This window comes from Mycobacterium sp. SMC-18, from assembly GCF_045310895.1.
Classification (GTDB): Bacteria; Actinomycetota; Actinomycetes; order Mycobacteriales; family Mycobacteriaceae; genus Mycobacterium.
On the sequence record NZ_JBJIAL010000001.1, the window covers coordinates 256,595 to 280,779 of the forward strand.

Annotated in this window: 23 protein-coding genes; 13 read left to right on the forward strand and 10 right to left on the reverse strand. The window is 66.6% G+C overall.

What is annotated here, in order from left to right; all coding sequences use genetic code 11:
• The first annotated feature begins 32 nt into the window (after positions 1-32).
• The 6 genes from ACJH6J_RS01260 (at position 33) to ACJH6J_RS01285 (ending at position 6,315) form a co-directional block, all read left to right on the forward strand.
• Positions 33-1,031, forward strand: a complete 999-nt coding sequence (locus ACJH6J_RS01260; protein ID WP_212814779.1) for an Acg family FMN-binding oxidoreductase — start codon at positions 33-35, stop codon at positions 1,029-1,031.
• A gap of 290 nt (positions 1,032-1,321) precedes the next feature.
• Complete coding sequence (locus ACJH6J_RS01265; protein WP_212814253.1) at positions 1,322-2,146, forward strand: universal stress protein; 825 nt, start codon at positions 1,322-1,324, stop codon at positions 2,144-2,146.
• 76 nt (positions 2,147-2,222) lie between these two features.
• On the forward strand, positions 2,223-2,870 hold the full coding sequence (gene dosR, locus ACJH6J_RS01270) for a hypoxia response regulator transcription factor DosR/DevR (protein ID WP_406802693.1): 648 nt from the start codon (positions 2,223-2,225) through the stop codon (positions 2,868-2,870).
• A 48-nt stretch (positions 2,871-2,918) separates the two neighbouring features.
• Complete coding sequence (locus tag ACJH6J_RS01275) at positions 2,919-4,631, forward strand: GAF domain-containing sensor histidine kinase (protein WP_406802702.1); 1,713 nt, start codon at positions 2,919-2,921, stop codon at positions 4,629-4,631.
• Positions 4,632-4,852: 221 nt separating this feature from the next.
• Complete coding sequence (locus ACJH6J_RS01280; protein WP_406802694.1) at positions 4,853-5,884, forward strand: Acg family FMN-binding oxidoreductase; 1,032 nt, start codon at positions 4,853-4,855, stop codon at positions 5,882-5,884.
• Positions 5,885-5,901: 17 nt separating this feature from the next.
• Positions 5,902-6,315, forward strand: a complete 414-nt coding sequence (locus tag ACJH6J_RS01285) for a hypothetical protein (protein ID WP_406802703.1) — start codon at positions 5,902-5,904, stop codon at positions 6,313-6,315.
• A gap of 34 nt (positions 6,316-6,349) precedes the next feature.
• Here ACJH6J_RS01285 and ACJH6J_RS01290 read toward each other — a convergent pair whose 3' ends face one another.
• Entirely contained in the window at positions 6,350-6,934 is a 585-nt protein-coding gene (locus ACJH6J_RS01290) for a hypothetical protein (protein ID WP_406802695.1), read from the reverse strand.
• Between the two features lie 187 nt (positions 6,935-7,121).
• Between ACJH6J_RS01290 and ACJH6J_RS01295 the strand changes: the two genes are divergently transcribed.
• Together ACJH6J_RS01295 and ACJH6J_RS01300 are read left to right on the forward strand one after the other, a co-directional pair.
• On the forward strand, positions 7,122-8,519 hold the full coding sequence (locus ACJH6J_RS01295; protein ID WP_406802696.1) for a wax ester/triacylglycerol synthase family O-acyltransferase: 1,398 nt from the start codon (positions 7,122-7,124) through the stop codon (positions 8,517-8,519).
• A 64-nt stretch (positions 8,520-8,583) separates the two neighbouring features.
• Positions 8,584-8,973, forward strand: a complete 390-nt coding sequence (locus tag ACJH6J_RS01300; RefSeq protein ID WP_406803402.1) for an STAS/SEC14 domain-containing protein — start codon at positions 8,584-8,586, stop codon at positions 8,971-8,973.
• Between the two features lie 60 nt (positions 8,974-9,033).
• On the opposite strand, the gene ACJH6J_RS01305 is transcribed toward ACJH6J_RS01300, so the two are convergent.
• Positions 9,034-11,430, reverse strand: coding sequence for a phosphoketolase (locus tag ACJH6J_RS01305; RefSeq protein ID WP_212814238.1), 2,397 nt, complete (start codon positions 11,428-11,430; stop codon positions 9,034-9,036).
• Positions 11,427-12,329 carry a universal stress protein gene (locus ACJH6J_RS01310; RefSeq protein ID WP_212814777.1) on the reverse strand — a complete coding sequence of 301 codons (903 nt, stop codon included), beginning with the start codon at positions 12,327-12,329 and terminating at the stop codon, positions 11,427-11,429. Before ACJH6J_RS01310 ends, ACJH6J_RS01305 begins: the two co-directional genes overlap by 4 nt.
• Before the next feature lie 270 nt (positions 12,330-12,599).
• On the opposite strand from ACJH6J_RS01310, the gene ACJH6J_RS01315 reads away from it, so the two are divergent.
• Positions 12,600-13,388, forward strand: coding sequence for a universal stress protein (locus ACJH6J_RS01315; protein WP_244872880.1), 789 nt, complete (start codon positions 12,600-12,602; stop codon positions 13,386-13,388).
• 56 nt (positions 13,389-13,444) lie between these two features.
• Here ACJH6J_RS01315 and ACJH6J_RS01320 read toward each other — a convergent pair whose 3' ends face one another.
• Both ACJH6J_RS01320 and ACJH6J_RS01325 read right to left on the reverse strand, forming a co-directional pair.
• Entirely contained in the window at positions 13,445-14,338 is an 894-nt protein-coding gene (locus ACJH6J_RS01320) for a universal stress protein (RefSeq protein WP_212814234.1), read from the reverse strand.
• A gap of 137 nt (positions 14,339-14,475) precedes the next feature.
• The gene (locus ACJH6J_RS01325) at positions 14,476-14,772 is read right to left on the reverse strand and encodes a hypothetical protein (RefSeq protein WP_212814232.1); all 297 of its coding nucleotides are present in this window, start codon (positions 14,770-14,772) and stop codon (positions 14,476-14,478) included.
• Positions 14,773-14,856: 84 nt separating this feature from the next.
• Between ACJH6J_RS01325 and ACJH6J_RS01330 the strand changes: the two genes are divergently transcribed.
• From ACJH6J_RS01330 to ACJH6J_RS01340, 3 genes are all read left to right on the forward strand, one after another.
• Complete coding sequence (locus ACJH6J_RS01330) at positions 14,857-16,221, forward strand: cytochrome P450 (RefSeq protein WP_212814230.1); 1,365 nt, start codon at positions 14,857-14,859, stop codon at positions 16,219-16,221.
• Positions 16,218-16,880 carry a bifunctional 2-polyprenyl-6-hydroxyphenol methylase/3-demethylubiquinol 3-O-methyltransferase UbiG gene (locus ACJH6J_RS01335; protein ID WP_212814228.1) on the forward strand — a complete coding sequence of 221 codons (663 nt, stop codon included), beginning with the start codon at positions 16,218-16,220 and terminating at the stop codon, positions 16,878-16,880. The genes ACJH6J_RS01330 and ACJH6J_RS01335 overlap by 4 nt, the downstream gene beginning before the upstream one ends.
• A gap of 81 nt (positions 16,881-16,961) precedes the next feature.
• The gene (locus ACJH6J_RS01340) at positions 16,962-18,350 is read left to right on the forward strand and encodes an AAA family ATPase (protein ID WP_212814226.1); all 1,389 of its coding nucleotides are present in this window, start codon (positions 16,962-16,964) and stop codon (positions 18,348-18,350) included.
• 27 nt (positions 18,351-18,377) lie between these two features.
• Here ACJH6J_RS01340 and ACJH6J_RS01345 read toward each other — a convergent pair whose 3' ends face one another.
• Positions 18,378-18,932, reverse strand: coding sequence for a PadR family transcriptional regulator (locus ACJH6J_RS01345; RefSeq protein WP_212814223.1), 555 nt, complete (start codon positions 18,930-18,932; stop codon positions 18,378-18,380).
• 274 nt (positions 18,933-19,206) lie between these two features.
• On the opposite strand from ACJH6J_RS01345, the gene ACJH6J_RS01350 reads away from it, so the two are divergent.
• Positions 19,207-20,205, forward strand: a complete 999-nt coding sequence (locus ACJH6J_RS01350; protein ID WP_212814221.1) for a nitronate monooxygenase family protein — start codon at positions 19,207-19,209, stop codon at positions 20,203-20,205.
• On the opposite strand, the gene ACJH6J_RS01355 is transcribed toward ACJH6J_RS01350, so the two are convergent.
• The 4 genes from ACJH6J_RS01355 to ACJH6J_RS01370 form a co-directional block, all read right to left on the reverse strand.
• The gene (locus ACJH6J_RS01355) at positions 20,202-21,506 is read right to left on the reverse strand and encodes an amidohydrolase family protein (RefSeq protein WP_212814218.1); all 1,305 of its coding nucleotides are present in this window, start codon (positions 21,504-21,506) and stop codon (positions 20,202-20,204) included. The genes ACJH6J_RS01350 and ACJH6J_RS01355 overlap by 4 nt on opposite strands.
• On the reverse strand, positions 21,500-22,645 hold the full coding sequence (locus ACJH6J_RS01360) for a CoA transferase (protein WP_212814776.1): 1,146 nt from the start codon (positions 22,643-22,645) through the stop codon (positions 21,500-21,502). The genes ACJH6J_RS01355 and ACJH6J_RS01360 overlap by 7 nt, the downstream gene beginning before the upstream one ends.
• Before the next feature lie 53 nt (positions 22,646-22,698).
• Entirely contained in the window at positions 22,699-23,637 is a 939-nt protein-coding gene (locus ACJH6J_RS01365; protein WP_406803403.1) for an enoyl-CoA hydratase/isomerase family protein, read from the reverse strand.
• Between the two features lie 100 nt (positions 23,638-23,737).
• Entirely contained in the window at positions 23,738-24,088 is a 351-nt protein-coding gene (locus ACJH6J_RS01370; RefSeq protein ID WP_406774874.1) for a hypothetical protein, read from the reverse strand.
• Positions 24,089-24,185: the final 97 nt, after the last annotated feature.

Here is a 24,185-nt window from a genome sequence, read left to right on the forward strand (position 1 = left end):
GTGCACCTCGCTGTTGTCGAGAAGGACGCCGCATGACGAAAGCCACTATTTCCCTCGCGGAAATCGAAGATGCGGTACTTCTGGCCTGCAGAGCGCCGTCGATCCACAACAGCCAGCCGTGGTATTGGGTGCTCGAATCCGCCACGCTGAAGCTGTATCTCGACGCCGGCTGGCTGGTCACCACCGACGGTTCAGGCCGCCAGGCACTGTTGAGCTGCGGCGCGGCCTTGGACCATCTCCGCGTGGCGATGGCCGCAACTGGCTGGACCACAAAGGTAGAGCGCTTTCCCGACCCCGAGAACCACCGGCACCTCGCCGACATCCGCTTCCAGTCGGCCGCCGGCGTCACACCGGCACAGCGGCGGGCAGCAGACGCGATATTGTGCCGGCGATCCGATCGACTTCCGTTCGGCGCAGTGACAGACCGGCCCGCGTTGGTCGAAATGCTGCGGCTGGCAACGGTGAATCACCCGGCCCAGGTTGACGTCCTGACCGCCCGACAACGCACCGAAGTAGCCCAGGCCTCACATCTAACCGATGCGCTACGGATGTACGACGCCGCGTATCACGCCGAATTGGACTGGTGGACTTCGTCTTTTGAGAGTACAACCGGTATTCCACACAGTGCGTTGTTGTCGGCTGCAGAAGGTTTTTGGGTTGACATCGGACGCTCGTTCCCGGTTTCCCATGTCCGCGAGCGTCGCCAACATGCCGGCGATGACCAGGCCACCGTGGTGGTCATCTCCGCACTCGGCGATACGCGCGAGGACATCTTGGCGTGCGGCGAGACGTTGTCGGTAGTGCTGCTGGAAGCCACCGTCGCGGGCCTAGCCAGTTGCACGCTCACCCACCTGACGGAGCACCCGGCCACCTGCGACATCATCAGCGCGCTCACCGGCCATCCCCTGCCCCAGGTGTTGGTCCGCATCGGCACCGCCCCAGCCCTGGAGGACGTCCCGCCACCGACACCGCGACGCCAGCTGGCGGACGTTTTCCGCTTCCGGCCACATGGCTCTGATGACCGGAATTGATGGCGGAGCGCTGGATGTGCGCCTGGCGGCCGCCCACTTGCGATACCGCCGGCCCGCTACGCACAGTGCAGCCGCAAGCGCTACACCCGTTGCCAGTTGCTTCTTCATATCGTCGACGATGGCAAGTCACCAGCCCGCTCACTAGGGCACATGGGCCCACGGTCAGGCAACTAGGGACCAATGCCCCTGCCGCGGACACGGTCATCGCACCTACCGTCGACGAATAGTCAGCTGGGTGAAGTCAGGAGAGTGCGAAGATGTACAAGTCAGCTTCACCGTCATCGGCCGTCGTGGTCGGCATCGACGGCTCGCGGTGGTCGGTTGACGCTGCCTTGTGGGCGGTCGATGAAGCCGTCAGTCGCGACGTACCCCTGCGCCTGCTCTACGTCGTCGAGCCACGCGGCCATGGTGCCGTCGATCCCCAGCAGGAACCTCAAGATCTGGCGTGCGCCGACGTCTCCGTGCGGCGCGCGCTGGTCGCGGTCGAGTCCACAGAGCAGCCGGTCAAAGTGGAATGGGAAGTACTGCAGGGGCATCCCTCCCGGGTCCTGCTGGACGCCAGCCGATCTGCCGACCTGCTGTGTCTGGGCTCGCTCGGCATCGCGCATGCCACGGGGCACCGACTCGGTTCGACCGCGGCCACATTGGCGACTTCCGCGCCGTGTCCGGTGGCAATCGTCCGCAGCGGCAATCACCACGGGGTGATGCAGCCCAGGCACGTCGTGGTCGAAGTCGATGAAAGTCCGGACAGCGCCGTCGTTCTCGAGGCCGGAATCAGCGAAGCCCGGCTACGCGGAGTGCCCCTGACGGTGCTCGCAACGCGGCCGACCTCGCCTGCGGACGGACGGGACAAAGTGCAGGATGATGGCGTGTCTGCGCGGCTGGACAAACGTCTCTCCCGGTATCGCCTCGCCAACCCGGACATCGAGTTCAACCCCGTCGCAATCCGTGGTTCCACGATGAATTACCTTGATCGCCATGCCGATTCGATCCAATTGCTGGTGATCGGCAGGCACCGGAGACCCGGGATGGGTGAGATCGTGGGGACGGCGCGCTCAGCCTCGCCCCAGGTGAACTGCACGGCACTGATTTGCCAACGTAATCAGCGCCTGTAGCCGAGGCCTGGCCTATCGTCATGAGCAAGACGTCAACGTTTATCAGCGCGCCGCCGGCGTGCAGAAGGGCACGCGAATGGTCACAGTATTTCTCGTCGATGACCATGAAGTCGTGCGCCGCGGACTCATCGACCTGCTGAGTGCGGACCCGGATCTGGAAGTCATCGGCGAGGCTGGAACCGTGGCGCACGCCATGGCCCAGATTCCTGCGCTCAGACCCGATGTCGCCGTCCTCGATGTGCGTCTGCCGGACGGCAACGGCATCGAGCTGTGCCGCGATCTGCTGTCGCGCCTGCCCGACCTGCGGTGTCTGATGCTGACGTCGTTCACCTCCGACGAGGCCATGCTCGACGCGGTCCTGGCCGGCGCGAGCGGATATGTCATCAAGGACATCAAAGGCATGGAACTGGCCGAGGCGATCAAGGCTGTCGGTGCCGGACGGTCCCTGCTGGACAATCGCGCCGCCGCGGCCTTGATGGCGAAGCTGCGCAACGCCGCCGAGCGGTCCGACCCACTTTCGGGCCTCACCGATCAGGAACGGGTGCTGCTGGATCTGCTCGGTGAGGGCTTGACCAACAAGCAGATTGCCGCCCGAATGTTCCTGGCGGAGAAGACCGTCAAGAACTACGTGTCGCGGCTACTGGCCAAACTCGGCATGGAGCGACGCACCCAGGCCGCGGTGTTCGTGTCGAAGCTGGACCGGCCGCGGCGCTCCGACGACTGATATGCCCGCGGCGTCAAATTCCTGGCGCGCGACTGCCGCGATGGCAGAATCACCGGTGTGACACGCCACGACAGCAGCGCTGAGCATCCGCTGCGAGCGCCGCTATCGGGACTCCGGCTGCGTGAACTGCTCAGTGAAGTCCAGGACCGCGTCGAGCAGATCATCGAGGGCCGGGACCGGCTCGACGGTCTGGTCGAGGCGATGCTCACGGTCACGTCCGGTCTCGAACTGGACGAGACACTGCGCACCATCGTGCACACCGCGATCGAGCTGATCGACGCCCGGTACGGCGCACTCGGGGTACGGGGCACCGACCACGAGCTCGTCGAATTCGTCTACGAGGGCATCGATGAGGAGACCCGTTGCAAGATCGGCCCGCTTCCCCAAGGGCGCGGCGTGCTCGGCGTACTGATCGACGAGCCGAAACCCATTCGGCTGGAGGACATTCGAACGCACCCGGCCTCGGTCGGGTTTCCCGATAACCACCCGCCCATGCGCACGTTCCTCGGGGTACCGGTGCGCATCCGCGATGAAGTGTTCGGAAACCTGTATCTGACCGAGAAGGCATCTGGGCAGCCCTTCAGCGAAGACGACGAAGTGCTCGCCCAAGCCCTGGCCGCGGCGGCCGGCATCGCCATCGACAACGCCCGGCTCTACCGCCAGTCACAGCAACGCCAGGCCTGGATCGAGGCCACCCGCGACATCGGTACCGCCCTGCTGTCCGGCACGGAGCCCGCGGAGGTGTTCCGCCAGATCGCGGAGGAAGCGCGCTCCCTGACGGACGCGGACGCGACGCTGATTGCGGTTCCCGAGGACGACGATGCTCCGAGCAGCGAGATCACCGAACTCCAGGTCATCGACGTCGTCGGCGACGTCCGCGCATCATCGCTGGAGGCGCCGGCGGCCGACGGCCCCATCGGCCGGTCCTTTCACGCTCGGACGCCCTTGTTCTGCCGGGCAGCGGAGTTGCCGCAAGCGATAGCGGTTGACATGGCTTCGGCACTGGTGCTGCCCCTGCGCACCACCGACAGCGTCATCGGGGTGCTGATCGTGCTGCGGCGTAGGGGCCGACCGGATTTCACTCCGGATCAGCTGGACACGATGGCCGCGTTCGCCGATCAGGCCGCGCTCGCCTGGCAACTTGCGGCCAGCCAGCGTCAGAAGCGTGAGTTGGACGTGCTGGCGGATCGCGACCGCATTGCCCGCGACTTGCACGATCACGTCATCCAGCGACTGTTCGCGGTCGGTCTGACGCTCCAGGGCGCCATCCCGCGCGCAAAATCCAGCGACGTGCAGCGGCGCATCACCGACTGTGTCGACGACCTCCAGGAAGTGATCACCGAAATCCGTACGGCGATCTTCGATCTGCACGGCAGCACCGCTTCCACCACCCGGTTACGTCAACGCCTCGATGCCGCAGTCGCCTCCTTCTCCAGCCACGAGCTGCACACCACGGTGCGCTACGACGGACCGCTCTCGGTCATCGAGCCTGACCTGGCCGATCACGCCGAGGCCGTCGTCCGCGAGGCGGTGAGCAACGCCGTCCGTCACGGTAAGGCCAGCGCTGTCAGCGTCACCGTCAATGTCGACAACGACCTACGTATCGAAGTCGCCGACAACGGTCAGGGACTGCCCGCCGGAATCACCGAAAGCGGCCTCGCGAACCTTCGCAGGCGGGCGCAGGACACCGGCGGCGACATGACCGTCGAACCCGGCGTCGACGCCGGCACCGTACTGCGGTGGTGGGCACCCCTGCCCTGACGGGCAACCTGGAGTGAGCGACCAATGGCATTGGCCGCCAACGACGGAGCCCCGGCTTCGGCCGGCACGTCGCCATCGGGCAAAGACCTCTCAGCAAGTGACGTAGTGCTCTGTCGCTGGTGCCCGAGCGCCTGCAGGATCGTCGTATGAGAAACGAGCAGTGGGCGCGACCTGAATCGCTCCGCGTCGATCTCGACGACAGGTCTTGCGAGGTGAATCAGATGTCCGAGACGTTCCCCGACCACCAGACGATTTGCGCAGCCATGGCGCTGGCAACGCGTGCCCCCTCGGTCCACAACACGCAACCGTGGCGGTGGCGGATCGGCTCGAACAGTGTGCATTTGTACGCCGAATCGTCATTGCACCTGATTCACACCGACCCCGACGGCCGCGACCTGTTGATCAGTTGCGGTGCGGCCCTGCACCACGCGACCGTGGCCTTCCACGCGCTGGGCTGGCAGCCGACCGTGCGCAGATTCCCCAATCCCGCCGAACCTGATCACCTCGCCGCGATCGAGTTGACCCCCGCCACCCCGGAGCAGCCCGACATCGCGCTCGCCGCAGCGATTCCGCGGCGCAGAACCGACCGGCGCTACTACAGCGGCTGGCCCGTCCCGCTCGGAGACATCGCTCTGATGACCGCCCGCGCCGCCCGTCTGGGCATCGGGCTACGCCGGGTGAAGCTCAACGACGTCCTCACAAGTGCACTGCGGCAGGCTGTTTTGCAGCATGTGCATGATCTGGACTATCTCACCGAACTGACGGTCTGGAGCGGGCGCTATGCCTCCGTGGCCGGAGTGCCCGCTCGAAGTACACCCACGCCCGACCATGGTGCAGCTCTCCCGAGTCGCATCTTCGCCGGTCCCGTGCTCGGGCAGGCCGCCGGTACGACGGCCAGTGATGACAACGGTTCGCTATTGGCACTCGGCACCTCGACCGATGCTCCGATCGATCGACTGCGGGCCGGCGAAGCGACGAGCGCGGTTCTGCTCACTGCCACCGCACAGGGACTGTCCACATGCCCCGTCACGGAGGCATTGGAAAATCCCGCGTGCCGAGCGATCGTCCGGTCGGACGTTTTCGGTGACGAGCTGTTCCCGCAGATGCTCATCCGGGTCGGCTGGGCACCCCTCAACGCCGACCCCCTGCCCGCGACCCCGCGCCGCGCGCTGACGGACGTCGTTTCCCTTCTGCACGACGACAACCCGGTATTGGGCTCACAGCCCACTGACGCCGAAGAGACGGATCGATGATCGCGCACCGCACCCGGATGTTCGCCCGGGTGCTCGGGCCCTACCTCGTCGTCGCGGCCGCTTCACTGGTCACCCGGGCCGATTACGTCAAGACACTGCTGCACACGTTCGGAGACGACTCCGTATGGCCCTGGGTCACAGGCGCATTCGTCCTACCGATGGGACTGGTTGTCGTCACACTGCACCCGTACTGGCGCGGAGCTGCCGCCGCCACCGTGTCGGTGCTGGGCTGGTTGACGGTGCTCAAGGGTGTCGCGTTGATGACGTTCCCCGGGGCGTACCTCACCACGGGACAGGACGTGCTGGCCGGCGCACCGTGGTGGCAGGCCGGGGTGATCGTCACCGGACTGGCCGGACTGTATCTGACCGCGGTCGGGTGGTCACCGGATCGTCGACCGGCACCGTCCGTCACCGCGACCTCCGAGTCTTGAGGCGCTCCAACGGCATTCGGCTCGACGCTCGGCGTCAGATCGGCACGACGTCCTGGGTCCCGGAGTCGGCGTCATCGAGCTCACGCGCGATCACGGCCATCAGCGTTCGGAGATCGTTGTTCGCGCGGTACAGATAGACCGAGGCCATCTCGATGTCGGCGACGTCCTGATGCCGAATTCCGGCCAGGCACTCACTGAACCCGGAGCCGAAATCATCGAGAGTCTGCCGCAGGGCAGTGGTCAGGGTCGCATCCGGGCTCGGCAACAATATCTGTAGCGGCGGCACGGCCGCCTGGCCGGCCTCGCAGGCTCGGTGGATTCCCGCGATGTCGGCGCTGGCCGCCGCCCTGGTCATGTTGTCCCGCTGGATCAGCAACGCGTCCAGCGGCGATTCGAGTCGTGCAAGCCACGTGTGCAGTTGTTGCGATGCGGGCGGCGCCTGCTGTTGTGCCGTAGCAACTTTCGCCGGTGCCACTGCGTCATCCGGCAGTCCCAGGCGGACCGACGAGAGATCGCCGAACATCCAACCGATGAATATTGGCGCCGCAATCAGTGCCACGCCGGTCATACCGCGAAGCTGTCCCTGGTGTTCACCGTCGAGACCTTCTGACAACCGCATGTCCACATGGTGCGCCACTCGGCTGAGGGCCACACGGGTCAAAAGTCCTCTGGCATATAGCCGGAAGGCCACAGGTGCCGAAGGTCCCTACGACCGCGGTCCATCAGCCCTGCTGACGAACCGCCGATAGGCGCAACATCATTCGCGAATACCGCACCGCCCGCGGGCCGGCCCGTAAAGGAAACCGATGAACGACAATCAGCTCACCGCTCTCGATGCCGGTTTCCTGCAGGCGGAGGATTCCGACAGCCACGCCAATCTTGCTGTCGCAGTGGTCGCCCTCATGGAAGGCCCGGCGCCGGACTTCGCCGAACTCATGACTGTGCTCGACGAGCGGTCGGCCACGCTCCCCCGCTGCCGACAGGTGTTGCACTCCTATCCGCTCGATCTCAGCGCTCCAGAATGGGTACCGGCGCCCAGTTTCGACATCACCCACCACGTCCGCCGACTCACCGTGACAGCGCCCGGTGATGACACCGCGCTCCATCGCGCGGTCGCCGATTTGATGGAGCGCCGTCTCGACAGGTCCCGTCCGTTGTGGGAAGCCTGGATGCTGGACGGCCTGGCCGATGGTCGCTGGGCGATCGTGGTGAAGCTGCACCACTGCATCGCCGACGGTGTCGCGGCGACAGCGATGCTCGCGGGCATCTGCGACAACCAGTGGGCCGACCACGATGAAATCCTCAGCCTCCCTTCGGTATCGGACCGGCATCCCTCACGCCCCTTCAATCCGATCGCGCTCGGCACCGATGCGTGGCGGATGGTGCGGTCGACGGCGCGCAGTGGAGTACGGATGGCCTTCGGGGCCGCTCAACTCGTGGCCGGCGTGCTCACCACATCGACCCAACCGCTCAACGGTCAGCTCAGCGACATGCGTCGATTCAGTGCTGTCGACGTCTCGATGCAGGATGTCCAGATGGTCGCGAAACGGTTCGGCGTCACGGTCAACGATGTGGCTCTGGCCGCCATCACCGACGGTTTCCGGTCTGCGATGCTGCGGCACGACATGCAGCCTTCGGCCGGGCCGATCCGTACCGTGGTGCCGGTTTCCGTCCGGCCGGCCGAACTGCTCCACGTGCCCGACAACCGGGTTTCCATATTGCTGCCTGACCTCCCCGTCGATCGGCCGGATCCGCTCGAACAGCTTCGGCTGGTCCACAAGAGGCTGACAACGGCGAAAGGCAGTGGGCAGCGCCAGGCCGGCTCTCTGGTGGTTTCCGCAGCCAACCTGATTCCATTTCCGATCATGGCGTCGGCCGTGCGCCTGCTGGGCCGGCTTCCGCAACATGGCGTCGTTGCCGTGACGACGAATGTCCCGGGCCCGAGCCGGCGCATGCGCTTGATGGGTCGTCAGATCGCCGCGCTCGTGCCGGTACCGCCGATTGCGATGGGCATGCGCACGGGCATCGCCATCATGAGCTACGCAGATCGCCTGACATTCGGCGTCATCGGCGACTACGACGCCGAGCTCGACACGGAAGATCTCGCCCGCGGCATCGAGAACGGGCTCGCTCACCTGATCTCCGTCGCGTCAGCTGCGACGCACACTCGCCGGCTGGGCAACCTGATGCTGCTCAGCGGCTAGAACCGGCAATTACCCGCTGCTGCACAACAACTTTGCGCTCAGACTGATAGCACAGGAGTGAACCGTGATCGATCAACAATGGGACTCGGACAACTCGATTCTCACCATTCACCCGGAATCCCCGTTGAGTACCGGCGATTTTGCCGCCCTCAACCAAACTGTCGACCCGAAGATCGAGCAGGGCGGCGACCTTGCCGGCCTCATCATCGACGCTCCACATTTTCCGGGATGGGACAGTTTCGGGGCGATGGTGACGCACCTGCGATTCGTCCATGACCATCACCAACACGTGAAAAAGATTGCCATCGTCACTGATTCGCCGATAGCGGGCGTTGCACAGCACCTGGTGTCACACTTCATCACTGCGGAGATCCGGAAGTTCCCCGCGGGGCAGGTCGAGGACACCACGGCGTGGATCACCAGTGGCCGTCAATCTGAGGACCCTAGACCTTAGTCGCCGAAGCCCCCTGAGCGCACAGTCGTCGCATGACGAGGACAGTTATCGCCGACGCCGTCAATCAGTTGCCGACTCCCAACGCCACTCCGTGACCTCGGGCAGATCCTCACCGCGCGTCCGGATCCATTCACGGTGGCGATCATGAGCCGCAACCATGTCTGCGCGCAGTGCGTGTACCGCGGGACCGTCGAGTCCGGGCGTCAGATCGATGGCGTCGATCACCAGCTGGAAGCGGTCCATCTTGTTCAGCACCAGCATGTCGAAAGGCGTTGTCGTCGAACCCTCTTCCAGATACCCCCGCACATGCATATTCCGGTGATTGCGTCGGCGGTAGGTCAACAGGTGGATCAACGACGGGTAGCCGTGGTAGGCGAAGATCACGGGTCGGTCGGTGGTGAACAACGTGTCGTACTCCGCATCGGTCATGCCGTGTGGATGTTGGGAGTCGGATTGCAGCCGGAACAGGTCGACGACGTTGACGACGCGGATCTTTATCTCCGGCAGGCGCTCTCGCAGTATCGATGCGGCAGCCAGCACCTCAATGGTGGGCACGTCGCCGGCGCCGCCCAGCACCACATCAGGTTCTGAACCCCTGTCGGTGCTGGCCCACTCGAAGATGTCCGCGCCGCGTGCGCAGTGCACCGCAGCTTGCTCCGCGGTGAGCCACACCGGGGCGTCGTTCTTACCGGCGACGATCACGTTGATGTAGCTCCGGCTGGCGAGGCAGTGCGCCGCTACCGACAGCAGCGTGTTTGCGTCCGGCGGCAAGTAAATGCGGGCGATATCGGCGCGCTTGTTGGCAACATGATCGATGAAACCCGGATCCTGGTGCGAGAAGCCGTTGTGGTCCTGGCGCCACACGTGGGACGTGATCAGGTAGTTCAGGGATGCGATCGGTGCGCGCCACGGTAGTTCGCGACTCACCTTGAGCCACTTGGCATGTTGGTTCACCATCGAGTCCACGACATGAGCAAAGGCCTCGTAGCTGTTGAGCAGGCCATGCCGCCCGGTCAGCAGATAACCTTCCAGCCAGCCCTGGCACATGTGTTCCGACAAGACTTCGAGCACACGCCCGTCGCGGGCCAGGTGCTCGTCGCTCGGCAGAACTGCTGCGTTCCACTGCTTGTCGCTGACGTCATACACGGCACCGAGCCGATTCGACGCCGTCTCGTCGGGCCCGAACAGTCTGAAGTTGCGGTAGCAGGCGTTACGCACCATTACTTCGCGCAGATATTGCCCGAGCACCCTGGTCGGCTCTGCGGTGGTGTCCCCCGGCCTGACGGTTGACACCGCGAATTCCTGGGCAGCAGGCAAATGCAAAGGTGTCAGCAGCAGGCCACCGTTGGCGTTCGGGTTCAATCCCATCTGATAATCGGTTGACGGCACATTGTCAGTCACCAGCGCTGTGGGGCAACCCATTTCATCGAACAGCTCGCCGGGGCGGTACGAATCCAGCCAATCGACGAACTGCCGGCGATGTTCCGGATCAGACCGGACATCGGCTATGGGCACCTGATGCGAACGCCACGTACCCTCAACAGGCACACCGTCGACCCACCGCGGTCCGGTCCAGCCTTTGGGCGTCCGCAACACGATCATGGGCCACTGTGGGCGCGCCGCTGGGGATGTCGCGGCACGCGCGGCGGTCTGGATTTCGTTGATCATCGCCACGACGCGATCCATCGCCGCCGCCATCTCCTGATGCATCTGTTGCGGGTCGTCGCCGCTGACGTAGATCGGATGGTGCCCGTATCCCCTTAGTAGACAATCGAGTTCGGTGTCGGTGATCCGCGCCAGGACCGTCGGATTGGCGATCTTGTACCCATTGAGGTGCAGGATGGGCAGTACCGCACCATCAGTGACGGGGTTGATGAACTTGTTCGAATGCCAGCTGGCGGCCAGCGGACCGGTCTCGGCTTCGCCGTCACCGATCACACACGCCACCAACAGGTTCGGGTTGTCGAGAGCTGCACCGTAGGCGTGCGCCAGGGAATAACCGAGCTCGCCGCCCTCGTGGATGGAGCCCGGAACTTCCGGTGCGACATGGCTGGGCACGCCACCCGGGAAGGAGAATTCGCGGAACAGTGTCGCCATGCCGCGTTCATCACGGGTTATGTCGGGACGTGTTCGGCTGTAGCTGCCCTCGAGCCAGGCGTTCGCGAACAGCGCCGGCCCGCCATGACCGGGACCGATGACATACATCGCGTCGAGATCATGATCGATGATGGCGCGATTCAGGTGCGCGTAGGTGAAGTTCAGCCCCGGCGAGGTGCCCCAGTGCCCCAACGGGCGGGGCTTGATGTGTTGATGCTCCAAAGGCGTTCGCAGTAGCGGATTGTCCATCAGGTAGATCTGGCCGGCAGTGAGATAGTTGGCAGCCCGCCAGTACGCGTCCACCGATCGCAGCCGCGCCGCCGTCAAGGGCTCACGCACCTCGCGAGTTGCGCTCGTCATCGGGTCGACTCGCGAGCATGCGGCCGAGCGACGAGGACTGGGCAATTCGCCTGGTGAATCAGTTTGTGGCAGGTGGAACCGAGCAGCAGCCCGGTGGCGTCGCCGCGACCATGGCTTCCGGTGACGACGAGCTGAGCGCGCTGGGCATGGCTCAGCAGGACGTGCCCGGGGTTGCCGATTGCCGCGACGCGGCGCACCGCGACATCCGGGAATTTCTCCTGCCACCCGGCCAATCGCTCGGCCAGCATCTCCTGCTGCTCCTCACGCGCCGGGCCGGTCAGGTCATTCCAGGGACCTTGGACATCGTAGAAATGCGCCGGCAAGTAGCCCCAAACCAGGACAGCGGTCAGTCCGGTCCCGCGCATGGCGGCTTCCTCGAAGGCCCAGCCAATCGCATCCTCACTGTCCGGGGCCCCACTGATCCCGACCACAACTGGGCCTGTCACCGGCACCCCCGGTGCGCGGACGACGACGACCGGGCTGTGTCCGTGTGCGGTCAGCGCCACTGCCACCGAGCCGGCCAGCAGGCCGGTGAATGCGTTCAGTCCGCTTGAACCGACGACGGTGAGGAATGCGCCCTTCGACAGCTCGATCAACACTCGAGCTGGGCGGCCCGCCTTTCTGGTCAACGTCACCTCCAGATCAGGGTCCAGCGTCTGGACACGATCGAGGGCCTCGTCAAGGAAACGCTGGCCCGTGGTCTCCAGGTACGTGAAGAAGCTCTCGGAGGCACCCGGGTTGAACCCCAGCGCAAAACTCTCGAAGTCGACGGCGTGCACCAACCGGAGCGGAAGGTTGCGCAACTGTGCTTCGTTGACGGCCCAAGTCAGGGCCATCAGCGATGAGCTCGACCCGTCGATGCCGACCAAAATATAAGGGCGGGGCGGTAATTCGGTCACAATATCCTCCGATGCCTCTGACTGTCCGATGCCCACGACGGTACGAGCACGGCTCCTCCGCTGCTATGGCCGAAAGTCACTCGTTGAGTGATCACTCGCCACCGCTCGGGACCCTTGACCTGTGGTGACTCATGCGCCGTCCCAAAGGCCTTTATGCCCTCGCCTCCGGCTACGTACCCGGGCGAGGATTCGATGACACATCTGCCGTGCCGCACGCCAGGGCAACCACTGCGTAACACGCGAAAACCACCGGGAGACAACATGATCGAAATGCACGCTGGCGATTCCGTCGTGGTCGGCATCGACGGGTCGACAGCTGCCGTCTACGCCGCTCACTGGGCCGTCGCTGAAGCCATCGCCCGAGATGTCCCGCTGCGGCTGGTGAGTTGCGTGCAAGGCCCGCAGCGCTCGGATCGAATGGTCATCGAATACGCCAGGACCTCTCTGCGGGCGGCTCACGCAGCCATCGACGACACCGCCGCGCACGTCAAGATCGAGACCGCCGTCGTAGTCGGAGACCCGACGGCGGTATTGATCGAAGAATCCCGCCGAGCCGCCATGGTGTGTGTGGGCTCCGTCGGGATAGGCCGTTTCGCAAAAGCGCTGCTGGGATCGACCGCGGCGGGCGTGGCCGAGGGCGCGGCGTGTCCGGCCGCAGTGGTCCGCAGTTACGCACCGCACCGGCGCTCGCCGGCAGGGTCGATCGTCGTCGAGGTCAATGACTGGGAAGAGAACCACGATGTGTTCGCCGCGGCGGTCGCCGAAGCGCAACTGCGTGGACGGCCCGTTGTGGCGGTCGGCGTGTGTCCGCCGGAGACCGGGATGAGTGGCCGCCAGGAGCTGCTGCGCCGTTGTGCGGTGTGGCTAGACCTCTACCCCGACGTGTACATCACGGCGGTACCCATCACGACGAGTTTCGCACGGTTCCTGCAGACGACGTCCGAACCGATCAGCCTCGTCGTTGTCGGTGCCCGCGAAGCGGCCAAGCTCGTCAAAATTATTGGCTCACACGCCGACGCGAACTCCGACAACCCCTCTGTGCTCGTCGCACGGGTCTGAAATACCTGAGGTGCAGGCGGCCGCGAACGGCCCCCTGCACCTCAGCAACGATCTGACTACCGGGCCTGCGGCCGGGCGACCAGCACCGGGCACTCGGCATGCTGCACCAGCCGGTGGCTCGTCGACCCGAGGAACCACCCGGCCACGTTTCCATGGCCGCGGGTCCCGGTGACGATCAGCTGCGCGCGCTGCGCATAGCCCAGCAGCACGTGCCCCGGATGGCCGGCGGCGACCACGCGGCGGACCGCGACCTCCGGGAACTTCTCCTGCCACCCCGCCAGCCGTTCAGCCAGCAACATCGCCTGCTGGTCCTCCCGCGCCGGGCCCGGCAGCTCTTCCCATGTCGGTTCGATGTAGTCGAAATAGGCTGGGACATAACTCGATACGAGAACGGCGAGCAGTTTCGCCCCGCGCAGTGACGCCTCCTGGAAGGCCCAGCCGATTGCTTCCTCGCTGTCGGGCGCGCCGCTGACACCGACCACGACGGGCCCTCCGGCGTGTGCGCCGGGCGCGCGGACCACAACGACGGGACTGTGGCCGTGCGCGGTCAGCGCCACCGCCACCGACCCCGCGAGCAGACCCGTGAACCCGTGCAGCCCACTCGATCCGACAACGGTGAGGAACGCATCCCTCGACTGCTCCTCCAGCAGCTGCGCCGGGCGGCCGACCAGGTTGTGGACGGACACCTCCACCTCGGGGGCGAGTGCCTGAACACGCTCCGCGGCCTCGTTCAGGAAGTTCTGTCCCGACGTCTCCACGTACTTGAAGAAGCTCTCGGAAGCACCCGGATTGAATCCCATCACGAAATTGCCGTAGTCGACGGCGTGGACCAGGCGCAGCGGCAGGTTGCGCAGTTGCGCCTCGCCGATGGCCCACAGCAACGCCTCCAGCGATGATCTTGATCCGTCGATGCCGACCAAAATGTATGGGCGAGGAGATAATTCGGTCATGATGTCCGCTCCAGACGAAGGTGCAATTCCCGACACCTTCAACGGTACGGGCGTCGACTGCCCGGGGCTATGGCCAAAAGTCACTCGCCGGCCAGGGCCCAGAGGTACGGCTTCGCGCCGGGGCGCGTTCCGGGTGACTACTCGTTGTCGCCGACGGCTTCGAGGCGCTCGCTCACCCGAGTGAGCGCCTCGTCGAACACGTCGACCTTCTCGCCCCGCTTTTCGTTGGCGGGCTGCGCGGCGCCCCGGCCACCCTCGGATTCCACCCGCGCCGCACCCTGACGCCGCAACAAACTGAAGTTCTTCTCACGCGCCTGCCGCAGCCTGCGCTGCAGCTCCTTGAGTGCTTTCGAATCCATCCGGGCCAACGCCTCGGGATGGCTCTCGGCGATCAGTTCGTTTTCCTGCGGGGTGAGGTTCACGTGGTTGCTCATGACTGATTCATACCCGTGACTGCGATACCTGCCGGTCGAATCACTCGACCGCGCGCCCCTGGCGCGGCATAATTCTTTATTGACATGACTGCAACCATCGACGCCCGCGACGTGGGCACGCTGCCGCTCGCGCCGAAGAATCCGCTGCCGTTACGGCAGTTGATCGCCACCCGGCAATTGCACACCGGGCTGGTCCGGCTGAGCGAGGCCGGTGGGCCCGTCAGTCGCATCGCCGTCGTACCCAAGCGCGTCGCGCCGCCCATCGTGCTCGTCACGTCGCCGGCCGGCATCCGCGACGTGCTGGGTCGCTCCGACAACCTCGCCGAACGCTCCACGATCCACGAAGAAGTGCGCAACGTGGTCGGCGACAATCTCTTCGTCCTGCCCAACAAGGCCTGGCCGCCGCGCCGGCGCGCCCTGCAGCCGGTCTTCACCAAGCAGCACGTCGACCGCTTCGGCGGCCACATGTCCCAGGCCGCGCAGGCGATCGCCGACCACTGGCGCGACGCGCATCACGTCGACCTCGACACCGAATGCCGCCGGCTCGCCATGCGGTCCCTCGGCTACTCGATTCTCGGTCTCGACATCAACGAGCACAGCAACACCATCGCCGAGAACATGCACGTGGCCTCGCGCTATACGGCCGATCGCGCCCTGCGGCCGATCAAGGCGCCGCAGTGGCTGCCGACGCTGGGACGGCGTCGGGCTCGCGCCGCGGTTGCCCGGATGCGCAAGATGACCATGGCGGTCCTGCAGGACTGCCGCGCGAACCCGGACCGCGATGCACCGTTGGTCAAGGCACTGCTCGCGGCCTCGGACCCCGATACCGGCCAGAAGCTCTCCGACGACGACATCTGCAACGACCTGCTCATCTTCATGCTGGCCGGCCACGACACGACCGCGACGACGCTGACGTACGCCTTGTGGCAGCTCGGGCGCAATCCCGCGATGCAGGACCGGGTCGCGGCCGAGGTCGCCGCGATCGGCGATCGGGAGCTGACCCCCGACGACGTGCCCCGGCTCGCCTACACCGCCCAGGTACTCAACGAGTCGCTGCGGCTGTGCCCGCCGGCGGCCGGTGTCGGCCGGACGGCGATGCAGGACATCGTGGTGGACGGCCATCGCGTCGAAGCCGGCAGCATCGTGGCCATCGGCATCAGTGCCGTGCACCGGGACCCCACGTTGTGGGATCACCCGCTGGCGTTCGACCCCGACCGGTTCAGCCCCGACAACGCCAAGACCCGCGACCGTTGGCAGTTCATCCCGTTCGCCGCGGGGCCGCGGTCCTGCATCGGTGAACACTTCGCGATGTTGGTGACGACGCTCGCGCTGGCCACCATCGTGCGGTCCAACCGCATCGAGTCGCTCCACGACGACTTCCCGCTCGAATCGCCCTACACAACGGTCGCGAAAGGCCCCATCCCGGTTCGGGTCACCGCGCGCGCGTGACGCCGGCGGTGGCCGACGCCCGGAGCCAGCTCGACTGGGACCACAACGCCTACTACCAGCGCCGGCTGCTGCAGCTCCTGCCGTCACGGTGCCAACGAGTCCTGGACGTCGGCTGCGGAGCCGGCGGATTCGCCGTCCAGCTCGCCGAGCGCAGTGCGCACGTCGACGCGGTCGATCGCTCGGCGGTGATGATCGCCGAAGCGCAGCGCCGGGCCCCGACGAATGTGAACTGCATTCAGGCCGACGTGCTGACCGACGCGCTGCCGGCAACCGACTACGACGCGATCGTGTCCATCAGCGCACTGCACCACATGCGGCTCGATGCGGTGCTGCCCCGGCTGGCCGACGCGCTTCGGCCCGGTGGTGTGCTCGCGGCCATCGCGCTGCCGCGGACAGACCTGCGGCGTGAGTGGCCGTATGAGCTCGGCGCCGCGCTCGCCCATCGCGCGCTCGGTGTCCGGTTTCGCGCCGAGCGACTGCTGGGAACCGGCAGCGGGTTCGCGAAGACGCCTGACCACGACGTGATGCCGGTGGTGCTCGACCCACCGCTGACGACGCGCGAAGTCGCCGCGCAGGCCGCGATTCTCCTTCCGGGTGCCTACGTGCGGCGCCTGCTCTTCTGGCGTTATCTGCTCGTGTGGCAGAAGCCCACCGCGTAGCGGCGGCGAAAACTCGTTGACGGTGCCTCGGCAGCGTGCCATTCTGTCCGACTGCCCTGTTTCCGACCCACATCACCAATCATGACTCTGACGAACGACGAAATAACCCAACTGGCAACCGAATTCGCCGACGACGACCGCACGGGTCGCCGGCCGATCAGCGATGTCGCGGCGTGGCTGAACGACGTGCACCCGATGGCGCGTGTGACCCTGCATGCACTCGGCGAGTTGCTTGCCGGCGTCTCCAACCTCGACAGGGCCGAGACCGCCGACCGGTTCACCGCCCGTGCGCTCGGGGTGAGCGACTGCGGTCAGCTGATCGATGAAACCCGCGATCTGAATCCCGTGGCCCGGTTGACCACGGCGTTGGCACTCGGTGAGTGGATCACTGAGCACGAGCAGGTGTGTCTGGTCGGCCCCGGCGAGTACTCGCATCCCCCGATGTGGACGCAAACCGAGATCGGCGAGCGGCAGTACCGCCACCCGCTGAGCCTGCGTGTGCACTTCCCCGCTGGGTCCCTGTTGCCCGAGGCCGGGTGCGTCATCAAGATCGAAACCCGCGAGTCGTTCAACCACTCGGCCGAGGTCAGCGTCTACGTGATGCCCGCACATCAGGCCGAGGCCCGCGTGCTGCTCGACAGGCTCGCAGAGCGTGCCAACGCGCTCAACCCGTACCGGGGCCGCGCGCTGCGCGCCACCAACGCGCATGGTCTGCAGCTCACGGTGATCGAGTTGCCGCCGGCTGTCAGCCGATCGAATGTGATTGTGCCCCAATCAGTGTGGACCGAAGTCGACCTCGGCATCGCGGCGGTTCGCGATCGCCACGGCCTGCTCAACGCCCACGGCTTGGGAGCCCGCCGCGGCGTGCTGTTGTGCGGTCCGCCCGGTACCGGGAAGTCGGCGGTGAGTGCTGTCGCGGCCAGTGAAGTCGTCGGCGATTTCACCGTGATCTATGTCGAGGCCCGCGCCGGAGCGGACCTGCTGACGGTCGTCGTCGAGGAGGCTCAGCGTCTGGGCGGCCCGGTGCTGCTGGTGCTCGAAGACGTCGACCTGTGGTGCCGGGATCGTTCCGTCGGCGGCGGCGGGTTGTCGGAGCTGCTGCAGGCGATGGATATTGCCCCCGACGCCCGCATCCTGACGCTGGCATCCACCAACGACGTCGCGACTCTGGACAAGGCGGCGATCCGCACCGGCCGGTTCGACTCGGTGGTCGAGGTCGGTTACCCCGACCGCGTCGGTGCGGCCCGCATCCTGTCGGTGCTGCTCGGCGACCTGCCCGGAGGGGCGGACGTCAACACGGCCGCGGTGGCCGCGGCCCTGCCCGAGCACACCAGCGGCAGCGACATCCGCGAGATCGTCCGCCGTGCTCTGCTCGCCGGTAACGGCGAAGCCATCAGCACGGCGGCGCTGCTCGCCGAGTTGGGCACCGGTCGCTACCGCGCCGAGCCGCCGGAAGGCATGTATCTGTAGGACGACGGAACCAACGTCCCGTAACCCTCAGGCGCCGTCACCGGACGACGTGAGCCTGTCCAGCACGTCCAGCGCCTCGCGACACCAGTCGACCCAGGCTTGCTCGGTCCGCAGGCCCGCCTTCAACACCAGGTGCCGCAACACGTCGGCGTCGGCGACCGGGGCCGCGAAATCTCGGGCATCGATCTCGCGGTAGTTGGCCAACATCGCTTCATGCGCGGCGAGGTGGTGCGCGATCACGGCGCGCACGGCCCCGGTCTCGCCGAGCGCCGCGGCGGCACGCACCCGCACGGCGATGGACATCCGCTCCGGCGCGGGATCATCGATGCCACAGAGCCATTCGCCCAGCGCCGCCCGTCCCGCGGGCGTGATGCTGAAGCGCTTGGGCTGACCGCGCTCAGGGCGATCAGGCGTCGAGGCCTCGGCCAGCCCGGAGGTCTTGAGCTTGTCGAGCTCCCGGTAGATCTGCTGGTGCGTCGCCGGCCAGAAGTAGCCGAATGCCCGATCAAACCGGCGGGTGAGTTCGATACCCGTCGATGCCCGCTCCGTGAGCGCGGTCAGGATGGCGAATTGCAGCGACATGGCGTGATCGTAAGTCCCGTGCGGTTTCCGCCGGCGCAGCGCGGCGGCAGCAGTCCTGTCACGACGGTTATCCAATCTGTTGCATAAAAGCGCGCCGGAAGCCGGGACCGGCGGTCGGCGCTTCCCTGATACGACTGATTTCCAACATGTTCGAATCAGCGGGCAACGCGAGAACATCCACCCGCCGCCGATTATGCCACTAGTTGCATAACCACTCCAGCGCCACTAGAGTCCCGTCCAAACCCGGTCTCCGATTCGAAGGGCTATCACCACCATGGGTCTGCCTCCCGTCCTCGCACAGCGCCTGTCCCTGCCGGTGGTCGCGTCACCGTTGTTCCTGTGCTCGGGGCCCGACCTGGTGAAGGCGGAGTGCCAGGCCGGCGTCATCGGCTCGTTCCCCGCGCTCAACGCCCGGCCGTCCAGCCTGCTCGGCGATTGGCTGGATGAGATCCAGGAGTCGAACGCCGCCTACGCCCTCGCGAATCCCGACGCCATCGTCGCGCCGTTCGCCGTCAACCAGATCGTGCATCGCTCCAACGACCGCCTCGAGCACGACATGAGCGTCATCGTCGAGCACAAGGTCCCGATCGTGATCACCTCGCTCGGGGCGCGTCCCGAGATCAACGATGCGGTGCACTCTTACGGCGGCATCGTCCTGCACGACATCATCAACAACGAGTTTGCGCACAAGGCCATCGACAAGGGTGCCGACGGCATCATCGCCGTCGCAGCCGGCGCCGGTGGCCACGCCGGTACCCAGTCCCCGTTCGCGCTGGTCCGCGAGATCCGCGAGTGGTTCGACGGTCCACTGCTGCTGTCGGGCGCCATCGCCCACGGCCGGTCCATCCTGGCCGCACTCGCCGCGGGCGCCGACTTCGCCTATGTCGGTTCGGCATTCCTCTCCACCGACGAAGCCAACGCGGTGCCCGAGTACAAGCAGATGATCGTCGACTCCACGGCATCCGAGATCGTCTACAGCAACCTGTTCACCGGCGTGCACGGCAACTACCTGCGCGGCAGCATCGTCGCCCAGGGTCTCGACCCGGACAACCTGCCCGAATCCGACGCCTCGGCAATGAATTTCGGCTCGGGCGGGAACACCGACGCCAAGGCGTGGAAGGACATCTGGGGTGCCGGTCAGGGCGTGGGCAGCATCAAGGAACGCCTGACCGTCGCGCAACTGGTCGAAACCTTGAAGACGCAGTACGTCGAAGCCCGCCAGGACCTGCTGAGCCGAGTGCTCGACGACGAGGTTCTCGAGCCGGCGCACTAGCCCGCCTGATACACCACCGCACCGTCGTACACGGTCGCAGCCACCAGCGAGGCGTCCAGCGCAGCCAGAACGTCTCGCGGTGGCGCCGCCAGCAGGCACATGTCCGCCGGCATTCCCACCGTCAGCTCCCGAGGCACGTCCGGCTGCGCGGGTGCGCCGAGGAACATCCCCAATGCCGTTGCGGCATCGATGCTTTCATCCGCCCCCAGCACGGCGCCCGACGGCGTCCTGCGGTGAACCGCGGCGCGCATCGCCGCCCAGGGATCGGCGTCCCCGAACGGCATATCGGTCGACAGCGCGACGGGTATCCGCGCGCCACACAGCGACGCCACCCGCCACAGCTGGCCATGCTCGTCCGCGGGTACGTCGGTGAGGTACTGCGCGCCGCGCTCGGCGATGAAGTTCGGCTGGGTCACCACCAGCACGCCGAGGCCACGCAGGTCGGCCAGGCAGTCATCGGGAATGACGGCGCCGTGCTCGATGCGATCCCCCGCCCGGGAACCCGCCTGCCGCAGCGCGGCAATCGCGACGACCAGCTGCGCGGCCGTAACACAGTGCAGTGCAACGATTCCGCCCTGACGGTGCCGTGCCGTGATCCAGCCGGCCAGCGCCTCGAGGTCCAGATCGTCGTCGTGCAGAATGCGTTTGGCGGGTGCCAGGACTTCGACGCGCTGGCGCAGTTCGCCATGCCGGCGGGCCTCGGCGAAGTCCATCACATCCTCAGCGGTGAGGTCGGGGGTCGCGTCGGTGACACCGGTGACACCGAATGCCGAGAGGCGCCTGCTGATCTCGCCGAGTCCGGCGTCGCTGCGCTGCAACGCATGCGTCCAGCCCGGGTCCGCGCTGCGCAGCCGGCCGTCGGGGTGGTCGGGCAGGCCGACAGCCGTCAGACCCGCGGAGTTCAGGGTCCACAGCACCCCGCTGCGGTGCTGGACACGCACAGGCACGTTCGGTGAAAGCTCGTCGAGCACAGCGCGGTCCAGCGGACCCGCGACAACCTCGTGATAGCCGACGGCGCGAATCCAGCCGTCCGCGCCGACGGCGGCCTGCCCCAAGACCGCACGCAGCGCGTCACGGCTGCGTACCTCCCCCGGACCGACCCGCACCGACGTCAACGCCGCTGCCGCCGAACGCAAGTGGACGTGATGGTCGTGTAGTCCGGGGATGACGGTGCCACCGGCCGCGTCGAGAACGTCCTCCCCGGTGATCGGCTCGAGGTTGTCGGCAATGGCCTCGATGCGCCGGCCCAGCCGAATATCGACGGTCCGACCGTCGAGCAGCGTAGCTCGTTGAATCAGCATGCCCGGCAAGCCCTTTCCTGCACGATGCCCCGCACCCGCGCGTTGTCGGTGCCCAGCTCGCCGGCCCGCGACGACAGCGCGGGCGCCACCGGTTCGGCCACCGGACCTACGCTCGCACCGCTCGTCAGTGGTAGCGCGGCGTATTCCGCCGCCACTGCTGCCAGGGCGATCTCGACGACTTCACCACCGCCGCGCCGCAGCGACCCCGCCACCGCCAGTGTGGCGTGCATCCCCGTCAGTGGATCGGCGATCGCGTCACCGCAGAACACCGGTCCGCTGCCCGCCGGGTCGGAGCCGACGAGGCCCCCGGAAACCGCGGCATCATCGCCGAATCCGACCCAGTGACCCTGCTCCCCCTCAGTGCCGTGACCGGTGATCCGCAGCCACACCCGGCCGTCCCGCGCCGGAACATCGTCCGGGCCCAGGCCTCGGCGGGTCAGCGCATCGGGACGAGACGACTCGATCACCACGTCGGCGACGGACAACAACTGCCGCAGCTCGTCGGGCTGGCCGAAATCGACGGCATAACAGAGCTTTCCGGCGTTCATCCAGTCGAAGAATCGTCGTTCCCCCTGCCGGGTGCCGTCCGGCCGCGACGGGCTCTCGACCTTGATCACTGTCGCGCCGGCGCGACACAGCAGCTGTCCACAGAGCGGGCCGGCCCACATCGAGGACAGGTCGACCACCAGCAGCCGGCCGTAGTCCCGGAACGGCTTTCGGTTGCCGTGTCGCCGGACCACCGGGGCGGCGGCGGTCGTCTCCCCCAGCACGCCGACAGGAAGACCGAGCAGACGCGCACGCTCCGCGACATCGGCGACCCGGCGGCGACCGGCCCACTCGATGATGGCCGGCCACGGGTGATCGCCGGGCACGTCGGATTCGAGAAGCGCCGGTACCGCGGCGACATCATCGGGCCGGGCCAGCGTCAGGGCGAACCAACCGTCGCGACCCGCGATCAGCCGCGTGGCGCCGCCGGCGCTGATCCGGCCCTGCCGGTGCAGCCCCGCCAGCGCGGCCCGCCCCGCGAGAAGCTCCGCCGCATCGATCTCGATACCAAGTCTGCCGGACAACTCGGATGCGACCGTCCGCGCCCGAGCCAGCACCGCCGCGCGACTGACGTCCGGTGGCCCGCCCGGCATACCCGTCAGCGCGGCCAGCCCACTGGCCGACCAGTCCCGCGCCGCCTCGTCACTCACGCGCTGACCGCATCGACCAAGCCCCAGTCCTGCGCCGTCACCGCATCGATCGTCGCCCGGGACAGCACCAAATACGCTGTGCGCCAGCGGCCGATCCGCCGCGTGATGCTCACCGTCCCTCCGGCTCCGGGAATCAGACCCAACGCCAGCTCCGGCAGGCCGAGGGTGGCGTCGGGGTGACAGGTCACCCGCCCGCAGAACGCGGCCATCTCCAGCCCGCTGCCCAGCACCTGGCCGTGCACGACGGCCCGGCACGCCGGGCCCAAGCGCGCGGTGATCTCGTCGAGCACCAGGGCCGGGCTGAAGCGCGTGCGGGCCAGGTGCGCCGACGCTGGGTCGTCGAATGTCCCGAATTCGGCGAGGTCTCCGCCGCTGCAGAAGGAGGGACCGTTGCCGGTGAGCACCAGACCCGTCACCGAGGGGTCCAAGCGCGCGACTTCCAGCGCCTCAAGCAGTGCCGCCCGCGCGTCGGTGGAAAACGCATTGTGCCGCTGGGGGCGGTTGAACGCGACGTGCAGAGTGTCACCGTCCCGGTGCGACACCACCGGATCCGGGAGTAGCGGAACGGTTTTCGGTCCGCGTTCGGCCAGCCAGCGCGCGAACTCCTGGCCGGACTGCAGCGTCGAATACGCCAGTGATTCGGTGATCACCCCGGCGAACGTCGCCGCCGCGGGGTCGAATGTCCGTAGTACGTCGTCGCACACCGCGGCGGTCTGCGGCCACGTGGCGACCCGTTCGGCGATCTGTTCCAGTGCGGCGTCCACATCGGGCACCTGCACGGTTCTGCGGTCCGCACACGGGCGGTCGACCAGCGTGAAAGTCGCTTGCTGCAGCCAGAACTCGGCGTCATCACCGGCCGGGTCTCCGACCCCGATCACCAGACCTGCGGCACCCGGGTCGTCCGCGAGATCGATGGCCCTCAGTTCGTCAGGCAATGGACACCTGGTCCTCGGCCTCACGGTGAGCCAGCGGCACGTTCTCGCCTCCTGCGGATGTGGACAACCGGATCATGCCACTTCCGCCGCAGATTGAGGCTCAGTCGAGCTGGACCCGCACCGTAACCCGACCTTTGTCGTCACGCGTCGAGATCGCATGCCCAGAACGGTCGGCGCCGCGAAATTTGAGCAGCGTGATGGGGGCACCCTCGCCGAGGAAGTTGCGCCACCAGCTCTTGGAGTCCGGGGCCATCACGCTGATGACGACGTCGTCGCCCGACAGCCGGTAGTTGACGGGGGTCTGGAAGCTACGGCCCGATTTGCGGCCCGTGTAGCGGATCTCGACCAGGCTGCGGCCGACGATGTCGCCGAGGACGGGCACGCTGGTCAGACCGACCGCCGCCTTGTTGAGCGCGCGGACGACGGGGTTGTCGAAAAACGTGCTGGACATGGTCGCCAGGCTAGCGCGGGTGGCCCGAGTCGGCCGACCTTGATCACGCGCATTCGCGACAGACGTGCCCAAGCGATGGGTCAGCTGTCAACTCGCT